Origin of the sequence: Mesorhizobium sp. M7A.F.Ca.CA.001.04.2.1 (genome assembly GCF_003998485.1) — a bacterium.
Taxonomy (GTDB): domain Bacteria; phylum Pseudomonadota; class Alphaproteobacteria; order Rhizobiales; family Rhizobiaceae; genus Mesorhizobium; species Mesorhizobium ciceri.
In genome coordinates this window covers 1-23,191 of record NZ_RZQT01000090.1, presented here as the reverse complement: position 1 = coordinate 23,191, position 23,191 = coordinate 1, and the positions used below count along the sequence as shown (strand labels likewise).

The window sequence follows — 23,191 nt, the reverse complement described above, 5'->3', positions numbered from 1 at the left end:
CTGCTGGATCAGTCCATAGAGATTGGTGCAGCGGGCGCCGGAACGGCAATAGGCGAAGACCGGGCCGTCGAGTTCCTCGAGCGCTTCGGCCTGATCCTCGACATTCTCGGCCGTGATCTGGCCGCTGATCACCGGAATGTAGCGGAAGGCGAGGCCTGCGGCTTCGACCGCTGCCCCGACGGTGTCGGCAGAAGGCTGGCCCGGCTGTTCGTCATCGGGCCGGTTGCAGATGACGCTCTTGAAGCCGGCTTTCTTGATGGCGGCGACGTCTTCGGGCTGGATCTGGCCCGAAACCGAATAGTCCTCGCTGATTTCGCGGTATTCCATGGCAGCATCCTCGCAAACTGGTCAGGTGGCAGTCTTGCCACTCCCCGACATGGGCGGCAATCCGTGCCGAAGGATTTCTCTGCCAAATAGACATTGCGTGCCAGAAAATCCAACCGGGCCGATGCGGCCCGGCTGGGCAATCCTTCAAACTCAGCTGCCGAGAATAGCGCCTTTGATCTGACGGATGTTGTTGTGCATCATGTCGATATAGGTCGCGGCCGGGCCGTCGGGCTGCGACAGCGCGTCCGAATAGAGCGTGCCGCCGACTTTGATGCCGGTTTCGCTGGCGATCTGCTCGATCAGGCGCGGGTTGGTGATGTTCTCGACGAAGATCGCAGCCGCCTTGTCCTGCTTCACCTGATTGACCAGCTTGGCAACGTCTGCGGCGGATGGTTCGGAGTCGGTCGACACCCCTTGCGGGGCGAGGAAGGTCAGGCCGTATGCATGTTCGAAATAGCCGAAGGCGTCGTGCGAGGTGATGACGACGCGCTTGCTCTCCGGGATCGAGGCAATTGCCGCTTTCACTTCACCTTCGACCGCATCAAGCTTCTTGGTGTAGGCGGCGGCATTGGTCTGATAGCTGACGCAGCCTTCCGAATCGGCCGCGCAGAAAGCCTCGGCGATGTTCTTCACATAGATCCTGGCGTTGGCAATCGACTGGAATGCGTGGGGATCGGTGACCGTCTTGCCGCCGCCGGTGCCGGCACCTTCGGCCGCGTCGGCATCGGCGAATTCAGGCTTGAAATCGATCGGCGTCACGCCCTTGGTCAAGGTGATGATCGAGGCCTTGGTGGCACTGGCATCGACCAGCCGCTGCAGAAAGCCTTCGAAATGCAGGCCGTTGACCAGCACGATGTCGGCCTTGGCCATGGCCACCGCATCGGCCGGGCTCGGCTCGTAGACATGGGCATCGCCATCCGGCCCGACGATGGTGGTGACATCGATGCGGTCGCCGCCGACATTTTTGGCGAAATCGGCAATGACGGTGAAGCTGGCGACCACTTTCAGCGGTGCCGCGAAGGCCGACGATGCGCCAAAGGCGGTTAATGTTATAACGCTCATCGCCAGGGCGGCATGGATGGATTTCAGCATAGAGGGGTCTCCTTCTAGGGGCGGGGATCAGGCCGTTCTGTGACGGTGATGGATGATGCGTGCGCGCAGGATGCCGCGCGTGCCAAACAGGATCGAGGCGAAATAGACGACGCCGGCCGACAGGATGATGGCCGGGCCGGATGGCAGCGAGGCGTGATAGGACAAAAGCAGCCCGGCGACGCAGGATGCGAAGCCGATCAGTACGGCCAGCACGCACATCGGCTCGACGCGAACCGTCCAGAAGCGGGCGGCCGCGGCCGGCAGCATCATCAGCCCAACCGATAGAAGCGTGCCGAGCGCCTGGAAGCCGCCGACGAGGTTGAGTACGACAAGGCCGAGGAAGATGAAATGCACCGGGCTGCCGAGCCGGCTGACCGAGCGCAGGAACAGCGGGTCGAGGCATTCGGCGACCAGCGCCCGCCAGAAGATGGCGAGGCTGACCAGCGTCACCGCGACGATGCCGCCGATCAGCGTCAGGGCCTCGTCATTGAGCGCCAACACGGTGCCGAACAGCACATGCATGAGATCGACGCTGGAACCGCGGATCGACACCATCAGCACGCCGATGGCGAGCGAAATAAGGTAGAAAGCCGCCATCGAGGCGTCTTCGCGCTGGATGGTGAAGCGCGAGACGGCGCCGGCGCCGAGCGCGACGATGACGCCGGCGATCAGGCCGCCGATGGTCATCGGCAGGATCTCCAGCCCATAAAACAGGAAGCCGGCGGCCGCACCGGGCAGGATGGCATGCGCCATGGCGTCGCCCGACAGGCTCATGCGCCGCAGCATAAGGAAGACGCCGATCGGGCAGGCGCCGAGCGACAGCATCAGCGAACCGATCAACGCCCGCTGCATGAAGGCGAAATCGGCGAAGGGCGCGATGACAAGGCCGTAAAATGTGTCCATCAGGCAGCCTTCGGTCCGACGCCATGTTGGTGATCGTGATCGTGGCCATGGTGATCGTGACCATGAGCGTCCTCGCCCGGCTCGCACCAGGGTGCATTTTCTTCCCAGGCCTCGTGAAAACGGCGGGCGCGCAACAGGTTTTCAGGCTTCAGCGTTTCCCGGGTTTCGCCCCAGGCGATCGGCTGGCGGGCCAGAAGCAGCGTTTCGGGGAAATTCTGCCGCACCAGATCCAGATCGTGGACGACGACCATGATGGTGCGTTCCTCGCCATGCCAGTGCTTGATCAGCGCGATCAGGTCGCCGACCGTCTTGGCATCCACCGCGTTGAACGGCTCGTCGAGCAGGATGAGGTCGGCGTCCTGCAGCAGCACACGCGCAAATAGCGTGCGCTGCAACTGGCCGCCCGACAGCGTGTCGATCGGCCGCTTCTCGAAGCCGCCGAGGCCGACCGCCATCAGCGCCTTGCTGACGTCATCGCGATCTTCCCTGGTGTAGCGGCCAAGCAGGCCGCGCCGTGGCCACAGGCCGAGCGAAACCAGATCCACCACCCGTGCCGGAAAGGAGCGGTCGAGCTCCGATTGCTGCGGCAGATAGGCGGCACGTACACCGGGCGCGCGGATAACCTCGCCGGCCATGGGCTTCAGGACGCCGACAATGCCTTTCATCAGCGTCGATTTGCCGGAGCCGTTGGCGCCGACCACAGCGGTCAACGAGCCCTTCCGGATGGTGCCGTCGAGATGATGGATCGCCGGATGGCTGCCGTAGCCAAGCGTCAGGTCGCGGAATGTCAGGCAGGTATTTGTCATTCTGCGATCCGTAGGCGGCGAAATCCGGCTGCTGGCAGCGGCCGATTGGATATGTGATGTTATTACATTAGTCAACAAGCCAATCCGGCGGAATTGCGGCCGCAGGGTCAACTTGCCGTGTGTGCACATCCATATGCCGTTGGCCCAAGGGGATTCGACCTGGCGACCTTGCCCCAAGCCGGTCGCGACTCTAAAGAAGCGCAACCGCCACAGGAAGGAACCATCCAATGAGCATTCGTCGCATCGATGTAGGCCCGCGCATGAGCCAGATCGTCATCCATGGCAATACCGTCTATCTGGCTGGCCAGGTCGGCCAGCCAACCGGCAACGTCGCTTCGCAGACCAGGGACATCCTGGCGGCTGTCGACGAATTGCTGGCCAAGGCTGGCTCCGACAAGACCAAGATCCTGCAGGCGATCATCTGGCTGGCCGACATGAGCACCTTTGCCGAGATGAACGCTGAGTGGGACAAGTGGGTGCCGCAGGGCAACACGCCAGCCCGCGCCACCGGCGAAGCAAAGCTCGCCGCCCCGGAATATCTGGTCGAGGTTATTATTACCGCTGCGATTTGAGGCGTTGAAGCTGCCAATCTCCCCCCACGTGGGGGGAGGTCAGCCTCACCCCTGCGGCCTGAACCTCGCCACCAGCGTGTGGCTCTCGGCCCCGTAGGTGAAGCGCACATGGGTGACCGGGTGCTCGGCGCTCCACGTCCGTCGCTCGACCACCAGGCAGGGCGCACCGGTTTCTATATCGAGTGCAGCCGCGATATGCCTGTCGGCGGCGACAGCGCGAATCCGGTGCTCGGCTTCGCTCCACGGCACGCGGCCAATCAGCCATGGTCCTGGTGCGGTGGCCATGAATTCCTCGTCCGCTGCCTCGGGCACGGCGGTGAGATTGATCAGCCGCTGTTCATGCGCGAACGGCCGCTCGCCGGCGAAATGACCGCACTCCAGCGCCAGCACCGGTCCGGCCACGCCGAGTTCCAGCAGCGCGCGATCCCCGGCGCTGCTGCGCCTTTTGTGTCGGGCGACGCGCTCGTAGCGATAGGGCAGGCCGAGCGCTTCGACCTCGATGCGGATATCGTGGATTTCCAGCACCGCGGCCTGCGACTGCGGCCGGCGCACAAAGCTGCCTGAGCGGCGGCGGCGCTCGATCAGTCCGGCCTTGGCAAGCTGCGACAGCGCCTTGTTCACCGTCATGCGCGAGCAATTGTATTGCACGCTCAACTCATGCTCGAACGGGATGCGATGACCGGGCGCCCAGGCGCCGGACAGGATTTTCTCGCTGATGTCGGAGAGGATGCGCTGGTGCAGCGAGCCGCCGCCTTCCGCCCCCACAGTGCCGGCCATGCTCATGCCGAAAGCGCCGTCATCACGTTGCGAAAACGCTCAGCGATGGCCTCTCGCTTCACATGCCTGCCGCCGCTAACCTGTTTGCGGCCATGCACCCAGACGCAGTCGACCTTGCTGCCATTGGCGAAGATCCAGGCGTCGAGGATCGCGTCGCCACTCTTGCCGGCCAGCGAGGGATTTTTGGGATCGAGCGAGACAAGATCGGCGGATGCGCCGGCGGCGATCGCGGAAGCACCGGCGCCAAGCGCGACGCTGCCACCGTCGAGCGCGGCGTCGAACAGTGCGCGGCCGGTCGAGCCGCCGGCGACCGCCAGCACATTGCGGGCGCGGTGGGCGAGACGCTGCGAATATTCGAGCTGGCGTAACTCGTCGGGCAGGCCGATGAGCACATTGGAATCGGAGCCGACGCCATAGCGGCCGCCATGTTCCCTGAACAGCGGCGCGGCAAAAGTGCCGTCACCGAGATTGGCCTCGGTGATCGGGCATAGGCCGGCGATGGCACCGCTTTTGGCCATGGCAACGGTTTCAGCATCGGTCATGTGGGTGGCGTGGATCAGACACCAGCGCTTGTCGACCTTGGCATTGGCCAGCAGAAATTCGACCGGCCGCGCGCCCGACCAGGCAAGGCAATCCTCGACTTCTTTCACCTGCTCGGCAATGTGGATGTGGATCGGCCCGTCCGGCGCCAGGGCAGTCACGTCAATCAGTTCTTCCGGTGTCGCGGCGCGAAGGCTGTGCGGAGCGACGCCGACAACAGCCTGATCCAACGCGCGAACCGATTCGCGGCATTTCTCAACAAGCCGCGAGAATCGATTCACATCGTTGATGAATCGCCGCTGGCCTTCGTTTGGTGCGGCACCGCCGAAAGACGAGTGCGCATAAAACACCGGCAAAAGCGTCAGGCCGATGCCTGCCTCGCCGGCCGCGGCCGCAATGCGCTCGGCCATCTCGGCGAGGTTGGCGTAGGGTTTTCCGTCGCGGTCGTGATGCAGATAGTGAAATTCGCCGACACGCGAAAACCCGGCCTCCAGCATCTCGACATAGAGTTGTGCGGCAACCGCCTCGACCTGATCGGGCGTCATCGACAGGGCGAAACGGTACATCACCTCGCGCCAGCTCCAGAAACTGTCGGCGGAGGGGCCGCGAAGCTCGGCAAGGCCGGCCATGCCGCGCTGGAAGGCGTGGCTGTGCAAATTGGGCATGCCGGGTAACAGGATCGCGTGACGTTCGTCGCCGGCTGCCGCAGCAGCGCCAGGCTGAACGGCTGTGATGCGTCCCTCGGCCAGGGTAAGCCGCACATTTTCGCGCCAGCCATCGGGAAGGAGCGCCTGTTCCGCAAAGATCGCTGCCACTTTTCTCTCCGGTTCTCTGTGTCTCATGCGATGAAGGCACTTGCAGTGCGTTTCAATATGTATATACATAACCGTCATCGATTGAAACGGAAAAGATGATGGCTGCAAAGAGCAAAAGCCGGGCAGGGGATCTTCGTCTGTGGCGCAATGCGCGGCTGACGACAATGGCCGACGGGTCTGCCGGACTTGGCGTCGTCGAATATGGCGCGGTCGCTGCGCGTGACGGCCGCATTGTTTATGCCGGCCCCGAGTCGGAGCTGCCCCCGACACTTGCCCAGGGCGCCGAGACGGTTGATTGCGAGGGCCGCTGGATCACACCCGGCCTGATCGACTGCCACACCCATCTGGTCCATGCCGGCAACCGCGCCAACGAATTCGAGATGCGGCTGGCCGGCGCCACTTATGAAGAGGTCGCCCGGGCTGGTGGCGGCATAGTCTCCTCGGTCAAGTCGCTGCGCGCAGCCAGCGAGAGCGAACTGGTCACCCAATCACTGCCACGCCTCGATGCGCTGATCGCCGAGGGCGTAACGACCGTGGAGGTAAAATCAGGCTACGGCCTGGACCTCGAAAACGAGAAGAAGTCGCTGCGTGCCGCACGGCGGCTGGGCAACCAGCGGCCGGTGACGATCCGCACGACCTTCCTCGGCGCCCACGCGCTGCCGCCGGAAGCCAAGGGTGACAAGGACGCCTTTATCGATCTGGTCGCCAGGGAAATTCTCCCGGCGGTTGCCGCCGAGGGGCTGGCCGATGCCGTCGACGGTTTCTGCGAGGGCATCGCCTTTTCGCCGGAACAGATGGCGCGCGTCTTCGATGCTGCAAAGGCGGCCGGCCTGCCGGTCAAGCTTCATGCCGACCAACTGTCCAATTTGCATGGCGCCGAACTCGCCGCCCGTTACGGTGCGCTGTCGGCCGACCATCTCGAATACACCGATGAGGCAGGTGCAGCGGCGATGGCCAAGGCCGGAACCGTGGCGACGATCCTGCCCGGCGCCTACTATTTCATTCGCGAAACCAAGAAGCCGCCGATCGGCCTGTTTCGCCAGCACGGCGTCAGGATGGCTGTAGCCACCGACAACAATCCCGGCACTTCGCCGCTGACCTCGCTGCTTCTGACCATGAACATGGCGGCGACCCTGTTCGGCTTGACCGTCGATGAGTGCCTTGCCGGCGTCACCCGGGAGGCGGCCCGCGCGCTTGGTTTGCTGGGAGAAACCGGCACGCTGGAAGCCGGAAAATCCGCCGACCTGGCGATCTGGAACATCGAGCGCCCCGCCGAACTCGTCTATCGCATGGGCTTCAACCCGCTGCATGCCCGCATCTGGAGAGGACAATGACCGAACTGACCCTGAAGCCCGGCAATGCGACGCTGGCCGACTGGCGCGCCATCTATCGTGGCGCCGTGCCCAAGCTGGACGATGCCTGCCGGCCGAAAATCAAGGCGAGCGCCGAGGCCGTCGCCAGGATAGTCGCCAAGGGCGAGCCGGTCTATGGCATCAACACCGGCTTCGGCAAACTGGCCAGCGTCCGCATCCCGGCCGAGGATCTCGAGACCTTGCAGCGCAACATCGTCCTGTCGCACGCCGCCGGCGTCGGCGAGCCGATGCCGGTTGCCGTTTGCCGGCTGATGATGGCGCTGAAGCTCGCCAGCCTGGCGCAGGGCGCGTCGGGTGTGCGGCCGCAAACCATCGAGTTGCTGGAAGCGATGCTGGCCAACGACGTCATCCCGGTGGTGCCGGCGCAGGGTTCGGTCGGCGCCTCCGGCGACCTCGCCCCGTTGTCGCACATGACGGCGGTGATGATCGGTGTCGGCGAATGTTTTACCCCACATGGCCGTTTCCCGGCCAAGGTCGCCTTCGTCTCGCATGGCCTGGAACCGGTGACACTGGGCGCCAAGGAGGGCCTGGCGCTGCTCAACGGCACCCAGTTTTCGACCGCCTATGCGCTGGCCGCCTTGTTCGAGGCCGAAGTGCTCTACCAATCGGCGCTGGTCGCCGGTGCCCTGTCGACCGACGCGGCAAAAGGCTCCGACGCACCCTTCGATCCGCGCATCCATGTGCTGAGAAAGCATCCCGGCCAGGTCGAGACGGCCGACGCCCTGCGCAATCTGATGGCCGGCAGCGCCATCCGTGAATCGCACCGGGTTGGCGACGAACGCGTGCAGGATCCCTATTGCCTGCGCTGCCAGCCGCAGGTGATGGGCGCGGCACTCACCGTGCTGCGCCAGGCGGCCGACACGCTGGGCACCGAAGCCAACGGCGTCACCGACAATCCGCTGATCTTCGCCGAGGATGACACCGCGCTTTCCGGCGGCAATTTCCACGCCGAGCCGGTGGCCTTCGCCGCCGACATGATCGCGCTCGCCGTCTGCGAGATCGGCTCGCTGTCGGAGCGCCGCATCGCCATGCTTGTCGATCCGGCACTTTCCGGCATGCCGGCCTTCCTGACGCCCAAGCCCGGCCTGAACTCCGGCTTCATGATCCCGCAGGTGACGGCGGCGGCGCTCGTTTCCGAAAACAAGCAGAAAGCCTATCCGGCATCAGTCGATTCGATCCCCACCTCGGCCAATCAGGAGGACCATGTTTCGATGGCCGCGCACGGCGCGCGCCGGCTGATCGGCATGGTCGAGAACGCCACCGCGGTGATCGGCATCGAACTGCTGGCCGCGGCCCAAGGCTGCGATTTCCACGCGCCGCTGGCCTCGAGCGACGCCCTGGAGGCGGTGCGCAGGCTGGTGCGGGCCGAAGTGCCGCATCTCGACAATGACCGCCATTTCCACCCCGATATGGAAAAAGCCATCGCCATGGTGCGCGGCGGTGCGGCCATCGAGGCCGCCGGCGGTGTGGCTCTGCCGTCGATTTCCGGAGCGGTGTGATGGCAAGCGCGCCCTGGCTGACGGTCACGCCCGGCACAGCCCCGTTGCTGGTGTCGATACCACACACCGGCATCGACCTCGCCGGCCTTGAGAATCGGCTGGTCTCACCCTGGCTCGGCCGCCGCGACTGCGATTGGTGGATCGATAATCTCTATGACTTTGCCGCCGGCCTCGGGGCGACGGTGGTGCACACCGCGATCTCCCGCACCGTCATCGACGTCAACCGCGATCCCTCCGGCGCCTCGCTTTACCCCGGCCAGGCGACGACGGGCCTTTGCCCGACCGAGACCTTCGATGGCGATCCGCTCTATCGCGAGGGCGAAGAACCGGGGCCGTCGGAGATCGACGAGCGTCGCGAGGAATTCTTCGTGCCCTACCATGCCGCCTTGCAGGCCGAGATCGGCCGGTTGCGCGGGCTACACGAAAAGATCGTGCTCTATGACTGCCACTCGATCCGTTCAGTGCTGCCGCGCCTGTTCGAAGGCACGCTGCCGGTTTTCAATCTCGGCACCAATGACGGCAGGAGCGCCGATCCGACGCTGCAGGCGATGGTCGGCCAGATCATGGCCGAAACCGGTGAAACCTTTGTCATCAACGGCCGCTTCAAGGGCGGCTGGATCACACGCCATTTCGGCCAGCCGCAACAAGGCGTGCATGCGCTGCAGATGGAACTTTCCAACCGCATCTATATGCGCGAGCCCGATGGCAAGGGTACGCCGGACAATTGGCCGGTGCCCTATGACGCCGAGTTCGCAGCACCGATCCGCGCCACCCTGCGGAAAATCCTCGAGACCGCGACATCCTGGGCGCGCGTCTGACATCAGATCCTCTTATGGAGTGACGCCATGAACAATCCTCGCCACAACATCCGCGAAGTCCGCAGCCCGCGCGGCACCGAAATCAGCGCGCGCTCCTGGCTGACGGAAGCGCCGCTGCGCATGCTGATGAACAATCTCGACCCGGATGTTGCTGAAAATCCCAACGAACTGGTCGTCTATGGCGGCATCGGCCGGGCGGCGCGCACCTGGAACGATTTCGACCGCATCGTCGCCTCCTTGAGGACGCTGGCCGATGACGAGACTTTGCTGGTCCAGTCGGGCAAGCCGGTCGGCGTCTTCCGCACCCATCCGGACGCCCCGCGTGTGCTGATCGCCAACTCCAATTTGGTGCCGCACTGGGCGAATTGGGAAAAGTTCAACGAGCTCGATAAGAAGGGCCTCATGATGTACGGCCAGATGACGGCCGGCTCGTGGATCTACATCGGCACGCAAGGCATCGTGCAGGGCACCTACGAGACCTTCGTCGAGGCCGGTCGCCAGCACTATGGCGGCGATCTCAAGGGAAAATGGATCCTGACCGGCGGGCTCGGTGGCATGGGTGGCGCCCAGCCGCTCGCCGCCGTCATGGCCGGCGCCTGCTGTCTCGCCATCGAATGTAACCCGGACTCGATCGATTTTCGCCTGCGCACCCGCTACGTCGACGAGCGCGCCGAGACGCTCGACGAGGCGCTGGAAAAGATCGAACGCTGGACCAAGGCCGGCGAGGCGAAGTCGGTCGGACTGCTTGGCAATACGGCCGAGATCGTCCCGGAGATGTTCAGGCGTGGCATTCGCCCCGATATGGTCACCGACCAGACCTCGGCGCATGATCCCATCAATGGCTATCTGCCGAAGGGCTGGACGATGGCCGAGTGGCGCGAGAAGCGCGTCAGCGACCCCAAGGCGGTCGAGAAGGCGGCCCGCGCTTCCATGCGCGAACATGTCGAGGCGATGGTGGCGTTCTGGAACGCCGGCGTGCCGACGCTCGACTATGGCAACAACATCCGCCAGGTGGCCAAGGAGGAGGGGTTCGAGAACGCCTTTGCCTTCCCCGGCTTCGTGCCGGCCTATATCCGTCCGCTGTTCTGCCGCGGCATAGGTCCCTTCCGCTGGGCAGCTCTGTCGGGCGATCCGGAAGATATCTACAAGACCGACGCCAAGGTGCGCGAACTGACGCCCGGCAACACCCACCTGCACAACTGGTTGGACATGGCGCGCGAGCGCATCGCCTTCCAGGGTCTGCCGGCGCGCATCTGCTGGGTCGGCCTTGGCGACCGCCACAGGCTCGGCCTCGCCTTCAACGATATGGTGGCCAAGGGTGAGCTGAAGGCGCCTGTCGTCATCGGTCGCGATCACCTCGATTCCGGCTCGGTCGCTTCGCCGAACCGCGAAACGGAATCGATGAAGGACGGCTCGGACGCGGTATCCGACTGGCCGCTGCTCAACGCGCTGCTCAACACGGCGTCGGGCGCCACCTGGGTGTCGCTGCACCATGGCGGCGGCGTCGGCATGGGTTTCTCGCAGCACGCCGGCATGGTCATCGTCGCCGACGGCACGCGCGAAGCCGCCAGGCGCCTGGAGCGGGTGTTGTGGAACGACCCGGCGACCGGTGTCATGCGCCACGCCGATGCCGGCTACGAAATCGCCGTCGAATGCGCCAAGGAGCACCAGCTCAACTTGCCCGGCATTCTCGGGTGAGAAACGTCCGGCCGCAGGCAGGCGAAAAGCCGCGGAATCGGCTTTTCGAGTTTCGAACGCCCGTAACCATAGCGGAGGGCTAGGTATGCGCATCCTGCGGGCAGCCGAATACCGGTCGATGCCGTGGAAGAACGGCGGCGGCGTGACGACGGAAATCGCCGTCTCGCCGCCCGGTGCCGGGCTCGACGATTTCGACTGGCGCGTGTCGATGGCGCGTGTCGAATCGAGCGGTCCGTTCTCGCAATTCGCCGGCATCGATCGCACCCTTGCCGTGCTCGAAGGCGAGGGCATCGTCCTCGAGATTGCGGGCTACCCGCCGAGATCTATAAACAGGACGACCGCCCTGTTTTCTTTCCCGGCCGACGCGCAGACCTCGGCCGCGCTGATCGGCGGACCGATCACCGATCTCAATGTCATGACCCGCCGAAGCCGGATGACGCATTCGGTCGAACGCCTGGTGATTTCGGCCCCCGTGGAAATCCGGACTGAAGCCGGCACAACGCTCATCCTGTGCTTGGACGGCGACATCAGTGTGCCCGCCGCTGAACCGGTTCGCCTCGGGCCGCTTGACACTCTGCTGTCCGGGCCGGTCAGCACCGGCCTGCTTGTCCAACCCGCCCATGAGGCAACGCTGTACGTGATCCGGATCCGCGCCATCGCCGGCAACGATTAACGCTTGTTTCCAAACATGATCGCGGTACCGGCGAAATATAGCGTAAGCTGCTGGCGGCATCACGAAAAAGCCTGAATCCTCTCCGCCGATCTGGCTGGCGGGAAGTGGGGTGCTTGTCTTTGAGTTTTGCTGAGAGACGACGCCCTGTCGTGGTGCGGAAACAAACTTTCGGCAAGTGGGGTTTATGCAACCAATTGCATTTGAACCGGTTTTAGGGCCATTGCCGTGGCGGTGACGCCGCTCAGTGCCCGCTTACGGAATTTTCAATGAATATTCAGACGAATCCTGCCCAAATCGAGAAGACAAGCGCGAGCTTCCCGGCCATCACCGAAGAGCCGATCCGCTCCAATTACCTGCCCGAAGAGCGCCTTCGGCTGCTCGGTGAAAGCCTGGCGAAAGGCGACCTCACAGATCTGTTCGGGCTGACGCCCTTCGATTTTCAGGCCCGTATCCGCGACAGCGCCAAGAAGATTTTGGAAGTCTACCGGTCGACCAATGCGGCGCAGGCGAGGGGCGAGACGATCACGCCGGCGGCACAATGGCTGCTCGACAACAATTACCTGGTCGAAGAGACCATTTTCCAGGTCAAGCGCGACCTGCCGCGCCGCTTCTATCGCCAGCTGCCGACCTTGAAACTGCCTGACGGCGGCAGCGTGCCGCGCGCGCTGGCGCTGGCCTGGACCTATGTCGCGCATTCGGACAGTTCCGTTTCGGCGACGATGTTCAAGTCCATCGTCCAGGGTTTTCAGTCGGTCGAGCCGCTGAAGATCGGCGAACTCTGGGCGCTGCCTTCGCTGTTGCGCTTCGTGCTGATCGAAAATCTGCGCCGGCTGGCGGTCAGGGTCAATCGAACCCGTCAGATGCGTCAGATCGCCAACGATGTGGCCGACAAGGTCCTGGCCACCGACGACAGCGCCGACCGGCAGTCGATCCTGTCCAATTTCAGCGCCCACGCACAGGACACCACCTTCGCCACCCAGCTGCTCTATCGCCTGCGCGATGGCTCGCAGAATGCCGGCAAGGCTCTGGAATGGCTGGAAGGCGAGCTCGAAAAGACCGGCTCCGATGCCGAGGAAATCATCATTTCCGAACATCACACGTTGTCCAGCGGCAATGTGACGACGGGCAACATCATTCGCGGCCTGCGCCTCATCAACGACGTCGATTGGACCGTGTGGTTCGAAGGCGTCAGCCGCATCGACACCGTGCTGCGCGAGCGCACCGATTTCGCCGCGCTCGACTTCTTCTCGCGCGACCAGTACCGGACCGCGATCGAGGAATTGGCGCGCCGCTCGAACCTTTCGGAATATCGCGTCGCCGAGAAGGCCATCGAGCTGGCCGGCCACGCCGCCAGCGATGGCGACGGCGACGTCGTTTTAACCGGGTCCGCCCACACCGATGTCGGCTTCTTTCTCGTCGGCCCACGCCGGCTCGAGCTGGAGAAGGCGATCGGCTATCGACCCACCATCAGCCAGACAGTCAAGCGTGCCTTCCGCAAGACCGGCTGGCTCGGCATCGTCGTACCGGTGTTTGCGCTGACGGCGCTGCTTCTCGTCCTCTCAGGCAACGCGCTTGCCAATCTCGGCCTGTCGGTGCCCTCGATCGTCCTCATGCTGGCGCTTTTTGCCGTGCCGGCCAGCGAGGGCGCGCTCGCCTTCTTCAACACGGTCGTTTCGCTGTTCCTGAAACCGACGCGCCTCGTCGGCTACGATTACCGGCACGGCGTGCCGCCCGAGGCGCGCACGCTGGTGGTGGTGCCGTCGCTGATCGGCTCGCGCGACGATGTCGAGGAAAACATCCGCAATATCGAGGTGCATCATCTCGCCAACACGGCCGATGAAATCCATTTCGCGCTGCTGTCGGACTGGCCGGACTCGAAGACCGAGATCGATGCTGCCGACACCGAAATCCTCGAATTCGCGCGTGCCGAGATCGCTCGCCTCAACGCACGCTATCCCTCCGAAGGCGCGCCGCGCTTCTATATCCTGCACCGGCGCCGGCTCTTCAATGCGGCGCAAGGGTCGTGGATGGGCTGGGAGCGCAAGCGCGGCAAGCTGCATGAACTCGACCTTCTGCTGCGCGGCGACAGCGACACCACGTTCCTGCCGCTCGACGTGCCGCTGCCGGAGAACGTCGTCCACGTGATGACGCTCGATGCCGACACGCGCACCACCCGTGACGCGGTCGCCACCCTCGTAGGCAAGCTCTGCCACCCGCTCAACCGGCCGCATTTCGATGCCAGCAAGCGCGTCGTCACCGCCGGCTACGCGATCCTGCAGCCGCGCATCACCGCGTCGCTGACATCAGGCGACGATGCGTCGTTCTTCCAGCGGGTGTTTTCGGCCAATCGCGGCCTCGACCCTTATGTCTTTGCCGTGTCCGATCTCTATCAGGACGTCTTCGGCGACGGGTCCTTCACCGGCAAGGGCCTCTATCACGTCGACGCCTTCGAGGCCGCCCTCCAGGGCCGCATCGAGGAAAACACCATCCTCAGCCACGATCTGCTGGAGGGCGCGCTGGCGAGATCGGCGCTGGTCACCGATGTCGAACTGGTCGAGGACTATCCGACCCGCTACTCGGTCGACGCCTCGCGCCACCATCGCTGGGCGCGCGGCGACTGGCAGTTGCTCGGCTTCATGCTCGATCCGCGCTCCGGCGTGCCTGCGCTGTCGCGCTGGAAGATGATCGACAATCTGCGCCGCTCGCTGACGCCGATCTTCTGGGTGATGGCGGCGATTGCCGGCTGGACGCTGCTGCCCTTCACACAGGCCGCGCAATGGCAGGCCCTGCTGATCCTCAGCCTGTTCATGGCGCCGACATTCGACATCGTCAACGCCATCCTGCCCAAGAGCGGCGACCAGACGCCACGCGGCCATTTCTCGGCCCTGGCACGCGACGTCGCCTTCGGCACCGCCATGGTGGCGCTGAAGATCGTGCTGATGGCGCACAACGCCTGGATGATGGGCGATGCCATCGTGCGCACGCTCTATCGGTTGTTCGTCAGCCGCCAGAACCTTTTGGAATGGCGCACCGCCTCGCAGGCGCACAAGGCGGGCGACAACGATGTCGGTTCCTATTACGGCATGATGTATGGCGCCGTGATCATCGGCTTCGTCGGCCTTGCCATTCCGGTGCTGGCCGACTCGACCGGCGCCTTCGTTGCCTTCTTCTTCGCGCTGTTCTGGATTGGCTCGCCCGCCATCGCCAGCTGGATCAGCCGTTCGGCTGAAACCGAGGATCGCTTGCGCATATCGCAGGCCGATATCCATACTTTGCGCACGGTGGCGCGGCGCACATGGCACTATTTCGAAAGCTTCGTGACGGCAGAGCATCACCATCTGCCGCCCGACAATTTCCAGGAAAGCCCGGCGCCGGTGGTGGCGCCTCGTACTTCGCCCACCAATATCGGCGTCTACCTGCTGTCCGTCGTTTCCGCCCGCGACTTCGGCTGGATCAGCCTGTCCGACGCCATCACCCGCATCGACGCCACCATGGCCACGATCGAGGGCATGCCGCGTGAGCGCGGTCACCTCTTCAACTGGTACGACACCACGACGCTGAAGCCGCTCTATCCGCTCTACATCTCGGCTGTCGACAGCGGCAACCTCGCTGGCCATCTGGTGGCGGTGGCGGCGGCCTGCGCCGAATGGGCCGAGGCGCCCTCCGTCCACCTCCAGGGCGATTTCGAAGGCATTCTCGACACGGTCACCATCCTCAGCGAAAGCCTCGATGATCTGCCCGACGACCGCCGTCAGTTGCGCCCGCTGCGCCAGCGCCTCGCCGACCGTCTCGACGGCATGCGGCGCGCTGTCGACACCATCAAGGCGCAGCCCGAAATGGCGTCGATCCGCACCATCAACCTGGCTGTGCTGGCAGGCGAAATCCGCAAATTGGCCACCGCCATCCATACCGAGGCGGTGTCACCCCAGAGCGACGTCATCGTCGACTGGGCGGCAAGGCTGGAAGCCACCTGCGAAGCGCACGTCCATGACGCACACAGCGACGACAATGCCGTCGAGGCGCTGCGTGCCAAGCTGCTCACCTTACGCGAGCGCACCCGCCGCTATGCCTTCGAGATGGATTTCTCCTTCCTGATGCGGCCGGAGCGCAAGCTGCTGTCGATCGGCTACCGGGTCGAGGAACACCAGCTCGACGAAAGCTGCTACGACCTTCTGGCTTCCGAAGCGCGGCTGACCAGCCTGTTCGCCATCGCCAAGGGCGATCTGCCGACCGAGCACTGGTTCAGGCTTGGCCGGCCGATCGTCGAAATCGGTTTCCAGGGCGCGCTGATGTCCTGGTCCGGCTCGATGTTCGAATATCTGATGCCGCCGCTGGTCATGAAGGAGCCGCAGGGCTCGATCCTCAACCAGACCAGCAAGCTGATCATCAAACGCCAGATCCAGTATGGCCGCCAGAAGAACGTGCCGTGGGGCATTTCGGAGGCCGCCTACAATGCCCGCGACCGCGAACTGACCTACCAATATACCAATTTCGGCGTTCCAGGCCTCGGGCTGAAGCGCGGTCTTGGCCAGAACACGGTGATCGCGCCTTACGCCACCATACTGGCGGCCCAGTTCAATCCGCGTGAAGCCGTGCTGAATCTCGCCCGATTGCGGGAGATCGGGGCGCTCGGCCGCCACGGCTACTACGATGCCGTCGACTTCACGCCGCAGCGCGTGCCGGAAGGCACGGACCATGTCGTCGTCCAGAATTATATGGCCCACCATTCGGGCATGTCGATCGCGGCGGTTGCCGACGCCATCTTCGAAGGTCGCATGCGCGACCGCTTCCACAGCGATCCGGTCATCGAATCGGCCGAACTCTTGCTGCAGGAGAGGGCGCCGCGCGACATCCCGACAGCGACCGTCAGGACCGAGGCCGACGAACGCTCCAAGGACGAGACCGAAGTCGACAGCCCCGACACCCGCATCGTGCTCAATCCGCTGCAGTCGCTGCGGTCGACCAACGTCATGTCGAACGGCCGCTATTCGGTGATGGTCAGCGCGACCGGCTCGGGCTACAGCCGCTGGGGCGATCTCTCCGTCACCCGCTGGCAGCCGGATCCGACCGAGGACCGGCTCGGCTCCTACATCTTCCTGCGTGACGCCGGCACCGGCGACTGGTGGTCGGCTACAGCCGAACCGAAGCGAGCCGCCGAGGAAAAGGCGCAGACCTTGTTCTCCGACGACAAGGCGAGCTTCGTCAAATCGGTGGGCACGTTGCGCTCCGAGGTCGAATGCATCGTCATCTCGGAAGGCAATGGCGAGGGCCGTCGGGTCACGCTCTACAATGACGGTCCGTCCGACCGTCACATCGAAGTGACCTCCTTTGCCGAGCTGGTGCTCGGCCTGGAGGCGTCCGACAACGCGCATCCGGCCTTCTCGAAGATGTTCGTGGAAACCGAAATCTCTGCGAACAACGCGGCGATCTTCGCCACGCGGCGCAAGCGCGAGACCAGCGAGCCCGATATCGCCATGGTGCATTTCGTCACCGATCCGTCCGGATCGGCGCGCGACGCCGAGGCCGAGACCGACAGGCGCGCCTTCATCGGCCGTGGCCGCACCATCGTCGACGCAGCCGCTTTCGACCCGGGCGCCAGGCTGGGCGGCCACTCAGGCTTTACGCTCGATCCCGTCGCCTCGCTGCGCCGACAGGTGCGCGTGCCGGCCAACAAGAAGATATCGCTGACCTTCTGGACAGTCGTCGGCGCCGGCCGTGCCGAACTGGACGAAGCCATCGCCCGCCTCGACCATCCGGAGAGCTTTGCCCGCCAGGCCATGCTTGCCTGGACCCGCAGCCAGGTGCAGACCCGCCATATGGGCCTCAGCCTGACCGATGCCGCCAATGTGCAGAAGCTGGCGCGCTATCTGATCTATCCGGATCCGTTCCTGCGTCTTCCCGCGGAATCCATCGCCTCGGGGCTGGGCAAGCAGTCGAGCCTGTGGCCGACAAGCATTTCCGGCGATTTCCCGATCTTCCTGGTCAGGATCGGCGATGTCGCCGATCTCGAAATCGTCGCCCAGGCGCTGCGGTTCCAGGAATATATGCGCACCCGCGGCATGATGATCGACTTCGTCGTCGTCAACGAGCAGGCGTCCTCCTATGTCCAGGACCTGCAGCGGGCGGTCGAGACGCTGTGCGAAAACAGCCGTCTGCGCGGCAAGGAGCTCGGGCCGCGCCAGCACATTTTCGCGGTGCGCCGCGATCTTATGGACGAGACCACCTACAAGACGCTGCTCGCCGTCGCCCGCGTCGTCCTGCACACGCGCAACGGCACCATCTTCGACCAGATCGAGCGCGCCGAGGCGGCGGCCCTGCAGGCGCGGGATGCTCTGGCAACGTTGCCGATTCCGCGTGAATTGCCGTCGCCGACACCCACGACGCATACTCCTGCCTCGCAGGCGGTGGCCAATGTCAGCGCCGATGGCAGCGGACTCAGCCAATGGAACGGCTTTGGCGGTTTCGACGGCGACGGACGGCACTATGTCGTGCGCCTGGCCGGGCGGCGCACGACGCCGCAGCCGTGGATCAACGTCGTCTCAAACGCCTCGTTCGGCTTCCACACCTCCGCCGAGGGCGCAGCCTTCACCTGGAGCCGAAACAGCCGCGACTACCAATTGACGCCGTGGTCGAATGATCCGGTCTCGAACCGCCCGGGCGAGGGCCTCTATATCTACGATCAGGCCAGCGGCAAGGCATTCTCGCCGCTCGCCGCCATGGTGCGCGATCCCTCGATGACCTACGAGGCCTGGCACGGCCAGGGTTTCTCGACCTTCCGCTCGAAGCGCGGACCGTTGTCGATGGACCTTACCCATGTCGTCGATCCGGTCGATTCCCTGAAAATCTCGCGGCTGCGCATCCAGAATTCCGGCTCGGTGCCGGCGCGGCTGCGTGTCTATGCCTATGCCGAATGGGTGCTCGGCGGGCATCGGTCGCGCACTGCGGCAACCATCGTCCCGTCGCGGGATGCCGCCAGTGGGGCGCTGCTCGCACAAAATCCCTACGGGCTGGATTTCGGCGAGCGGGTTGCGTTCCTGGCGGCCGACGGCGGCGTCCATTCGGTGACGACAGACCGATCGGAGTTCCTGGGCCGGCATGGCTCCAGCGAGCTACCGCAGGCGGTACTGAGCGGTGCGGCGCTGTCTGGCCGTGTCGAGGCCGGCGACGATCCGTGCGCGGCGATTGCCCGCGACGTCGAGATCCCGGCAGGCGGCGACGTGACGCTGCTCTGGCTGCTCGGCGACGCCGAGTCGGTCGAGGAGGCGAGCGCGCTGGTGCAGGAGCATCGGGCCAAGGACTTCGACCAGCGATTGGCCGACAATGAGCGCGAATGGCGCGGCTTCCTCGACACCATCCAGGTCGAGACGCCCGACAAGGCGCTCGACGCCATGGTCAATCACTGGCTGCCCTATCAAAGCCTGGCCTGCCGCATCCGCGCCCGCTCGGCCTTCTATCAGGCCAGCGGCGCCTTCGGCTTCCGCGACCAGTTGCAGGATACGCTGGCGCTGCTGGCGCATGACCCGCAGTTGGCGCGCGACCAGATCCTCAACGCGGCGCGGCGGCAGTTCCCCGAAGGCGACGTGCAGCACTGGTGGCTGCCGCGCACGGGTGCTGGCGTACGCACGTTGATCTCCGACGACGTAGTCTGGCTTGCCCACGCTACGGCGCGCTATTTGCTGGTCACTGGCGATGCCTCCATCCTCAAGGAGCAATTGGCCTTCATCGATGGACAGCCGCTGGGCGAGGGCGAGCACGATGCCTTCTTCACCCCGGAAATTTCGAAGAAGACAGCGACGCTCTACGACCACTGCGCGCGTGCGCTCGATCTCGCCATCAAGCGCAGCAGCCCCGCGGGCCTGCCGCTGATCCTCGGCGGCGACTGGAACGACGGCATGAACCGCGTCGGCGAGCACGGCAAGGGCGAGAGCGTCTGGCTCGGCTGGTTCCTGTTGAAGACGCTGGGCGATTTCGCCCCCGTCGCCAAGACCGAGGGTGATGCCAAGCGAGCACAGGCCTGGGCAAAGCATGGCGATGTTCTGAAGCGGGCGCTGGAGAGCACCGCATGGGACGGCGAATGGTACCGGCGCGGCAGTTTCGACGACGGCACGCCTTTGGGGTCTCGCAACTCGCAGGAGTGCAAGATCGACTCGATCGCCCAGTCTTGGAGCGTGCTTTCGGGAGAGGGCGATCCGGCACGCTCGACGACCGCGATGGAGCAAGCAACGAAGCTGCTCGTCGACGACAAGCTGAAGATCGTCAAGCTGTTCACGCCGCCATTCTCGAAGACGGAAAAGGACCCCGGTTACATCAAGAGCTATCCGCCTGGCGTGCGCGAGAATGGCGGCCAGTACACCCACGCCGCCACATGGTTCGTCATTGCGCTTGCCGAGATGGGGCAGGTCGACGAGGCCTATCGTTGTTTCTCGATGCTGAATCCCATCAACCACGCGACCGACGAGGCCACGGCCGAGCACTATCGAGTGGAGCCCTATGTCGTGGCGGCCGACATCTATGCCGGGGACGACAATGCCGGCAACGGCAAGGGCGGCCGTGGCGGCTGGACCTGGTATACCGGCTCTGCCGGCTGGCTCTACAGGGCTGCGGTCGAAGGCATTCTGGGCATCGAACGGCGCGGCAAGCGTGTCCAGTTCAAGCCGAAGCTGCCAAGCCACTGGGATGGGTACTCGGCAAATCTCAAAATGCTGGGGGCGGAACTCAAGGTTCGTGTCATTCGCGACAATAAGGCCAAGGCCGTGTCGCTGGAGGTGAATGGGGCAAAGACCAAGGCTTCGGCAGTCGAGCTGAAGGACGGCGAAGTTGCCGAGGTGGTCATCAGGATCCCGGCCTGAGGCCTGTTGCCCAAAAAGCATGCGCTCGGAGCGGGGGTTCCGGGCCGCGACTTTTGTCACCACGGCGGGATGAGAGGCCCCATCCCGCCTGGCGTTGCCGTCTGCCGTTGAGGGGCATCCCGCCGAGAAGTCTATGTAATCAAAGGCTTGAGGCGCCCCATAGGAGTAGCCGCGAGCGGTGAGGGTTTGGCCACCCTTCGCCTGGAAGGGCATCCTGCAGCTTTGTTTTGCTTTATACTTCGCGAAAGGCGATTTCGGCCTCAGTCATCCGCCCGACATTGTTGCTGATTAAAATTATGGCAGCACGTGCCAACTGCCATGATTTCGCCGCATGCCTGACATTTTACCTGTCTTCTCAAACCGTTAGGTGATCACGGCAGATTTCGGAACGTCGCCATCTTTTGTTCGCTCTAAGGGAACTGAAGGGGTACACGGCCATTGTTTTGCGACGTATCAACCGGTACGAATAAAATGATGCAGTGCACAATAAACAGCGTGGCGGAGTAACTGGGGTGACCCTTCTGCAAATCTACTGGCGAGCTCTCGGTTATCTGGCCGCGGACAGGAAACGCGTTGCGTTGATCTGTTCGGCCAACGTGGCTCTCGCCATCGTAGCGCTTCTCGAGCCGATTATGTTCGGTCGCGTCATCGGCGCCATCTCCGAGCGTGGCTCTGTCTTCACCACCCTGATCATGTGGGCCGGTCTCGGCGCCTTCAACATCGTTGCCTTCGTCATGGTGGCGCGCGGCGCTGACCGCTTTGCCCATGCTCGGCGCAGCGAAGTGCTTTGCGAGTCGTTCGAGCGCGTGATCACCATGCCGCTCGCCTGGCACCATCAGCACGGCACCTCCAATGCGCTGCACACGATGCTGCGTGCCGTCGAAACCCTGTTCAGCCTTTGGCTCGAATTCATGCGCCAGCATCTGTCCACGGCTGTCGCCCTCGTACTGCTGGTTCCGACCGCGATCAGCATGGACCTGCGCATGTCGCTGGTGCTGCTTGGCCTCGGGCTGCTCTATGTCGGCATCGGCCGGATGGTCATGCGCCGCACCAAGGCGGGCCAGGCCGCGGTCGAGCGCCACTACCACAAGGTGTTCGCGCATGTGACCGACTCGGTCAGCAACGTTGCAGTGCTGCAGAGCTACAATCGCCTCGGCCACGAGGCCGATACGCTGCGCCGCTACGTCAAGAACCTGCTCGACGCGCAGAACCCTGTGCTCGACTGGTGGGCGCTGGCCAATGCCTTGCACCGTCTGTCATCGGCAATCTCGATGCTGATCGTGTTGTCGATCGGCTCCTATCTCGTGACTCATGGTCAGTTGGGTGTCGGCGACGTCATTGCCTTCACCGGTTTTGCCACGATGCTGATCGCTCGCCTCGACCAGATGTCGGCTTTCGCGAACCAGATTTCCGAGGCCCGTGCCAAGCTCGAGGATTTCTACCATCTCGAGGACTCCGCGGCTGATTCCGCCGAGCCGGACGGCTTGCGCGATCTTTCCAACGTCACCGGCCATGTGCGCTTCGAGAATGTCGGCTTTGAATTCGCCAATTCCGGCCAAGGCATCGACGACGTGTCCTTCGAGGTGCAGGCGGGCCAGACCGTCGCCATCGTGGGCCCGACGGGTGCCGGCAAGACCACGCTCATCAACCTGCTGCAGCGTGTCTTCTCGCCGTCCCATGGCCGTATACTGATCGACGGCATCGACACCCGCACCGTGACCCGCAAGTCGGTGCGCCATTCGATCGCCACGGTGTTCCAGGATGCCGGCCTGCTCAACCGCTCGATCGAGGACAACATCCGTGTCGGCCGCGCCGATGCAAGCAATGACGAGATCCATGCCGCCGCCAATGCGGCTGCCGCACAGGACTTCATCCTGTCCAAGAGCAATGGCTACGACACGGTGGTTGGCGAACGTGGCGGCCAGTTGTCGGGCGGCGAACGTCAGCGCATCGCCATTGCCCGTGCCGTACTGAAGGACGCACCGATCCTGGTGCTCGACGAGGCGACCAGCGCGCTCGACGTCGAGACCGAGGACCGCGTCAAGGAAGCGATCGACGAACTGCGCCGCGACCGCACCACCTTCATCATCGCCCACCGCCTGACCACCGTTCGCGACGCCGATCTGGTCGTGTTCATGGACAAGGGCAGGGTGGTCGAGATGGGCGGCTTCACCGAGCTGTCGCTGCGCAATGGCCGCTTTGCCAGCCTGCTGCGCGCTGGCGGCCTGCTCAACGACGAGGAGGTCCGCCGCCTCAGCCGCACCGTGCTGCAACAGCAGGAAGCGGCCGCCTGATCAGGCACGTCTTTGCCTTCTCCCACAGGGGCTAGCGTGCGCACACATTTGCTTCGGGTTCATTTTTGTGAGGCGAGAACGAAGCCGTCGACGATGGCGTTGAAGCGTCTGAGGCCTTGGGTGAAGGTGATGGGTCCTGGCGGGCGTTCCTTTTC

General features: G+C 64.2%; 14 protein-coding genes. 8 read left to right on the top strand and 6 right to left on the bottom strand.

The genetic code is table 11. The features are described 5' to 3' along the window. From EN955_RS24105 to aztA, 4 genes are all read right to left on the bottom strand, one after another. The coding region (locus EN955_RS24105) for a TIGR01244 family sulfur transferase (RefSeq protein ID WP_127223467.1) at positions 1-327 on the bottom strand (327 nt) is incomplete at its 3' end. Positions 328-477: 150 nt separating this feature from the next. After that, positions 478-1,419 carry a zinc ABC transporter substrate-binding protein AztC gene (gene aztC / locus EN955_RS24100; protein WP_013532309.1) on the bottom strand — a complete coding sequence of 314 codons (942 nt, stop codon included), beginning with the start codon at positions 1,417-1,419 and terminating at the stop codon, positions 478-480. 27 nt (positions 1,420-1,446) lie between these two features. Further along, the gene (gene aztB / locus EN955_RS24095; protein WP_024505597.1) at positions 1,447-2,322 is read right to left on the bottom strand and encodes a zinc ABC transporter permease AztB; all 876 of its coding nucleotides are present in this window, start codon (positions 2,320-2,322) and stop codon (positions 1,447-1,449) included. Further along, positions 2,322-3,128 carry a zinc ABC transporter ATP-binding protein AztA gene (aztA, locus tag EN955_RS24090; RefSeq protein ID WP_024505596.1) on the bottom strand — a complete coding sequence of 269 codons (807 nt, stop codon included), beginning with the start codon at positions 3,126-3,128 and terminating at the stop codon, positions 2,322-2,324. The genes aztB and aztA overlap by 1 nt, the downstream gene beginning before the upstream one ends. A gap of 227 nt (positions 3,129-3,355) precedes the next feature. Here aztA and EN955_RS24085 point away from each other — a divergent pair, with 227 nt between their 5' ends. Further along, the gene (locus tag EN955_RS24085; RefSeq protein WP_024505595.1) at positions 3,356-3,700 is read left to right on the top strand and encodes a RidA family protein; all 345 of its coding nucleotides are present in this window, start codon (positions 3,356-3,358) and stop codon (positions 3,698-3,700) included. 45 nt (positions 3,701-3,745) lie between these two features. On the opposite strand, the gene hutC is transcribed toward EN955_RS24085, so the two are convergent. Beyond that, positions 3,746-4,477, bottom strand: a complete 732-nt coding sequence (gene hutC, locus EN955_RS24080) for a histidine utilization repressor (protein WP_024505594.1) — start codon at positions 4,475-4,477, stop codon at positions 3,746-3,748. 2 nt (positions 4,478-4,479) lie between these two features. Next, a complete protein-coding gene (locus EN955_RS24075; RefSeq protein ID WP_024505593.1) occupies positions 4,480-5,832 on the bottom strand; it encodes a formimidoylglutamate deiminase in 1,353 nt (450 codons plus the stop codon). 98 nt (positions 5,833-5,930) lie between these two features. Here EN955_RS24075 and hutI point away from each other — a divergent pair, with 98 nt between their 5' ends. From hutI to EN955_RS24040, 7 genes are all read left to right on the top strand, one after another. After that, positions 5,931-7,166: an imidazolonepropionase gene (gene hutI / locus EN955_RS24070; protein WP_024505592.1), complete on the top strand. Its 1,236-nt coding sequence runs from the start codon at positions 5,931-5,933 to the stop codon at positions 7,164-7,166. After that, on the top strand, positions 7,163-8,704 hold the full coding sequence (hutH, locus tag EN955_RS24065) for a histidine ammonia-lyase (protein ID WP_024505591.1): 1,542 nt from the start codon (positions 7,163-7,165) through the stop codon (positions 8,702-8,704). The genes hutI and hutH overlap by 4 nt, the downstream gene beginning before the upstream one ends. Next, on the top strand, positions 8,704-9,522 hold the full coding sequence (gene hutG, locus EN955_RS24060; protein ID WP_013532301.1) for an N-formylglutamate deformylase: 819 nt from the start codon (positions 8,704-8,706) through the stop codon (positions 9,520-9,522). The genes hutH and hutG overlap by 1 nt, the downstream gene beginning before the upstream one ends. Positions 9,523-9,549: 27 nt before the next feature. After that, positions 9,550-11,220: a urocanate hydratase gene (gene hutU / locus EN955_RS24055; RefSeq protein WP_024505590.1), complete on the top strand. Its 1,671-nt coding sequence runs from the start codon at positions 9,550-9,552 to the stop codon at positions 11,218-11,220. Between the two features lie 85 nt (positions 11,221-11,305). Continuing rightward, a complete protein-coding gene (locus EN955_RS24050) occupies positions 11,306-11,893 on the top strand; it encodes a HutD family protein (protein WP_024505589.1) in 588 nt (195 codons plus the stop codon). Between the two features lie 266 nt (positions 11,894-12,159). Then, on the top strand, positions 12,160-20,742 hold the full coding sequence (locus tag EN955_RS24045) for a glucoamylase family protein (protein ID WP_024505588.1): 8,583 nt from the start codon (positions 12,160-12,162) through the stop codon (positions 20,740-20,742). A 512-nt stretch (positions 20,743-21,254) separates the two neighbouring features. Further along, the gene (locus EN955_RS24040) at positions 21,255-23,036 is read left to right on the top strand and encodes a glucan ABC transporter ATP-binding protein/ permease (RefSeq protein ID WP_024505587.1); all 1,782 of its coding nucleotides are present in this window, start codon (positions 21,255-21,257) and stop codon (positions 23,034-23,036) included. Positions 23,037-23,191 lie beyond the last annotated feature (155 nt).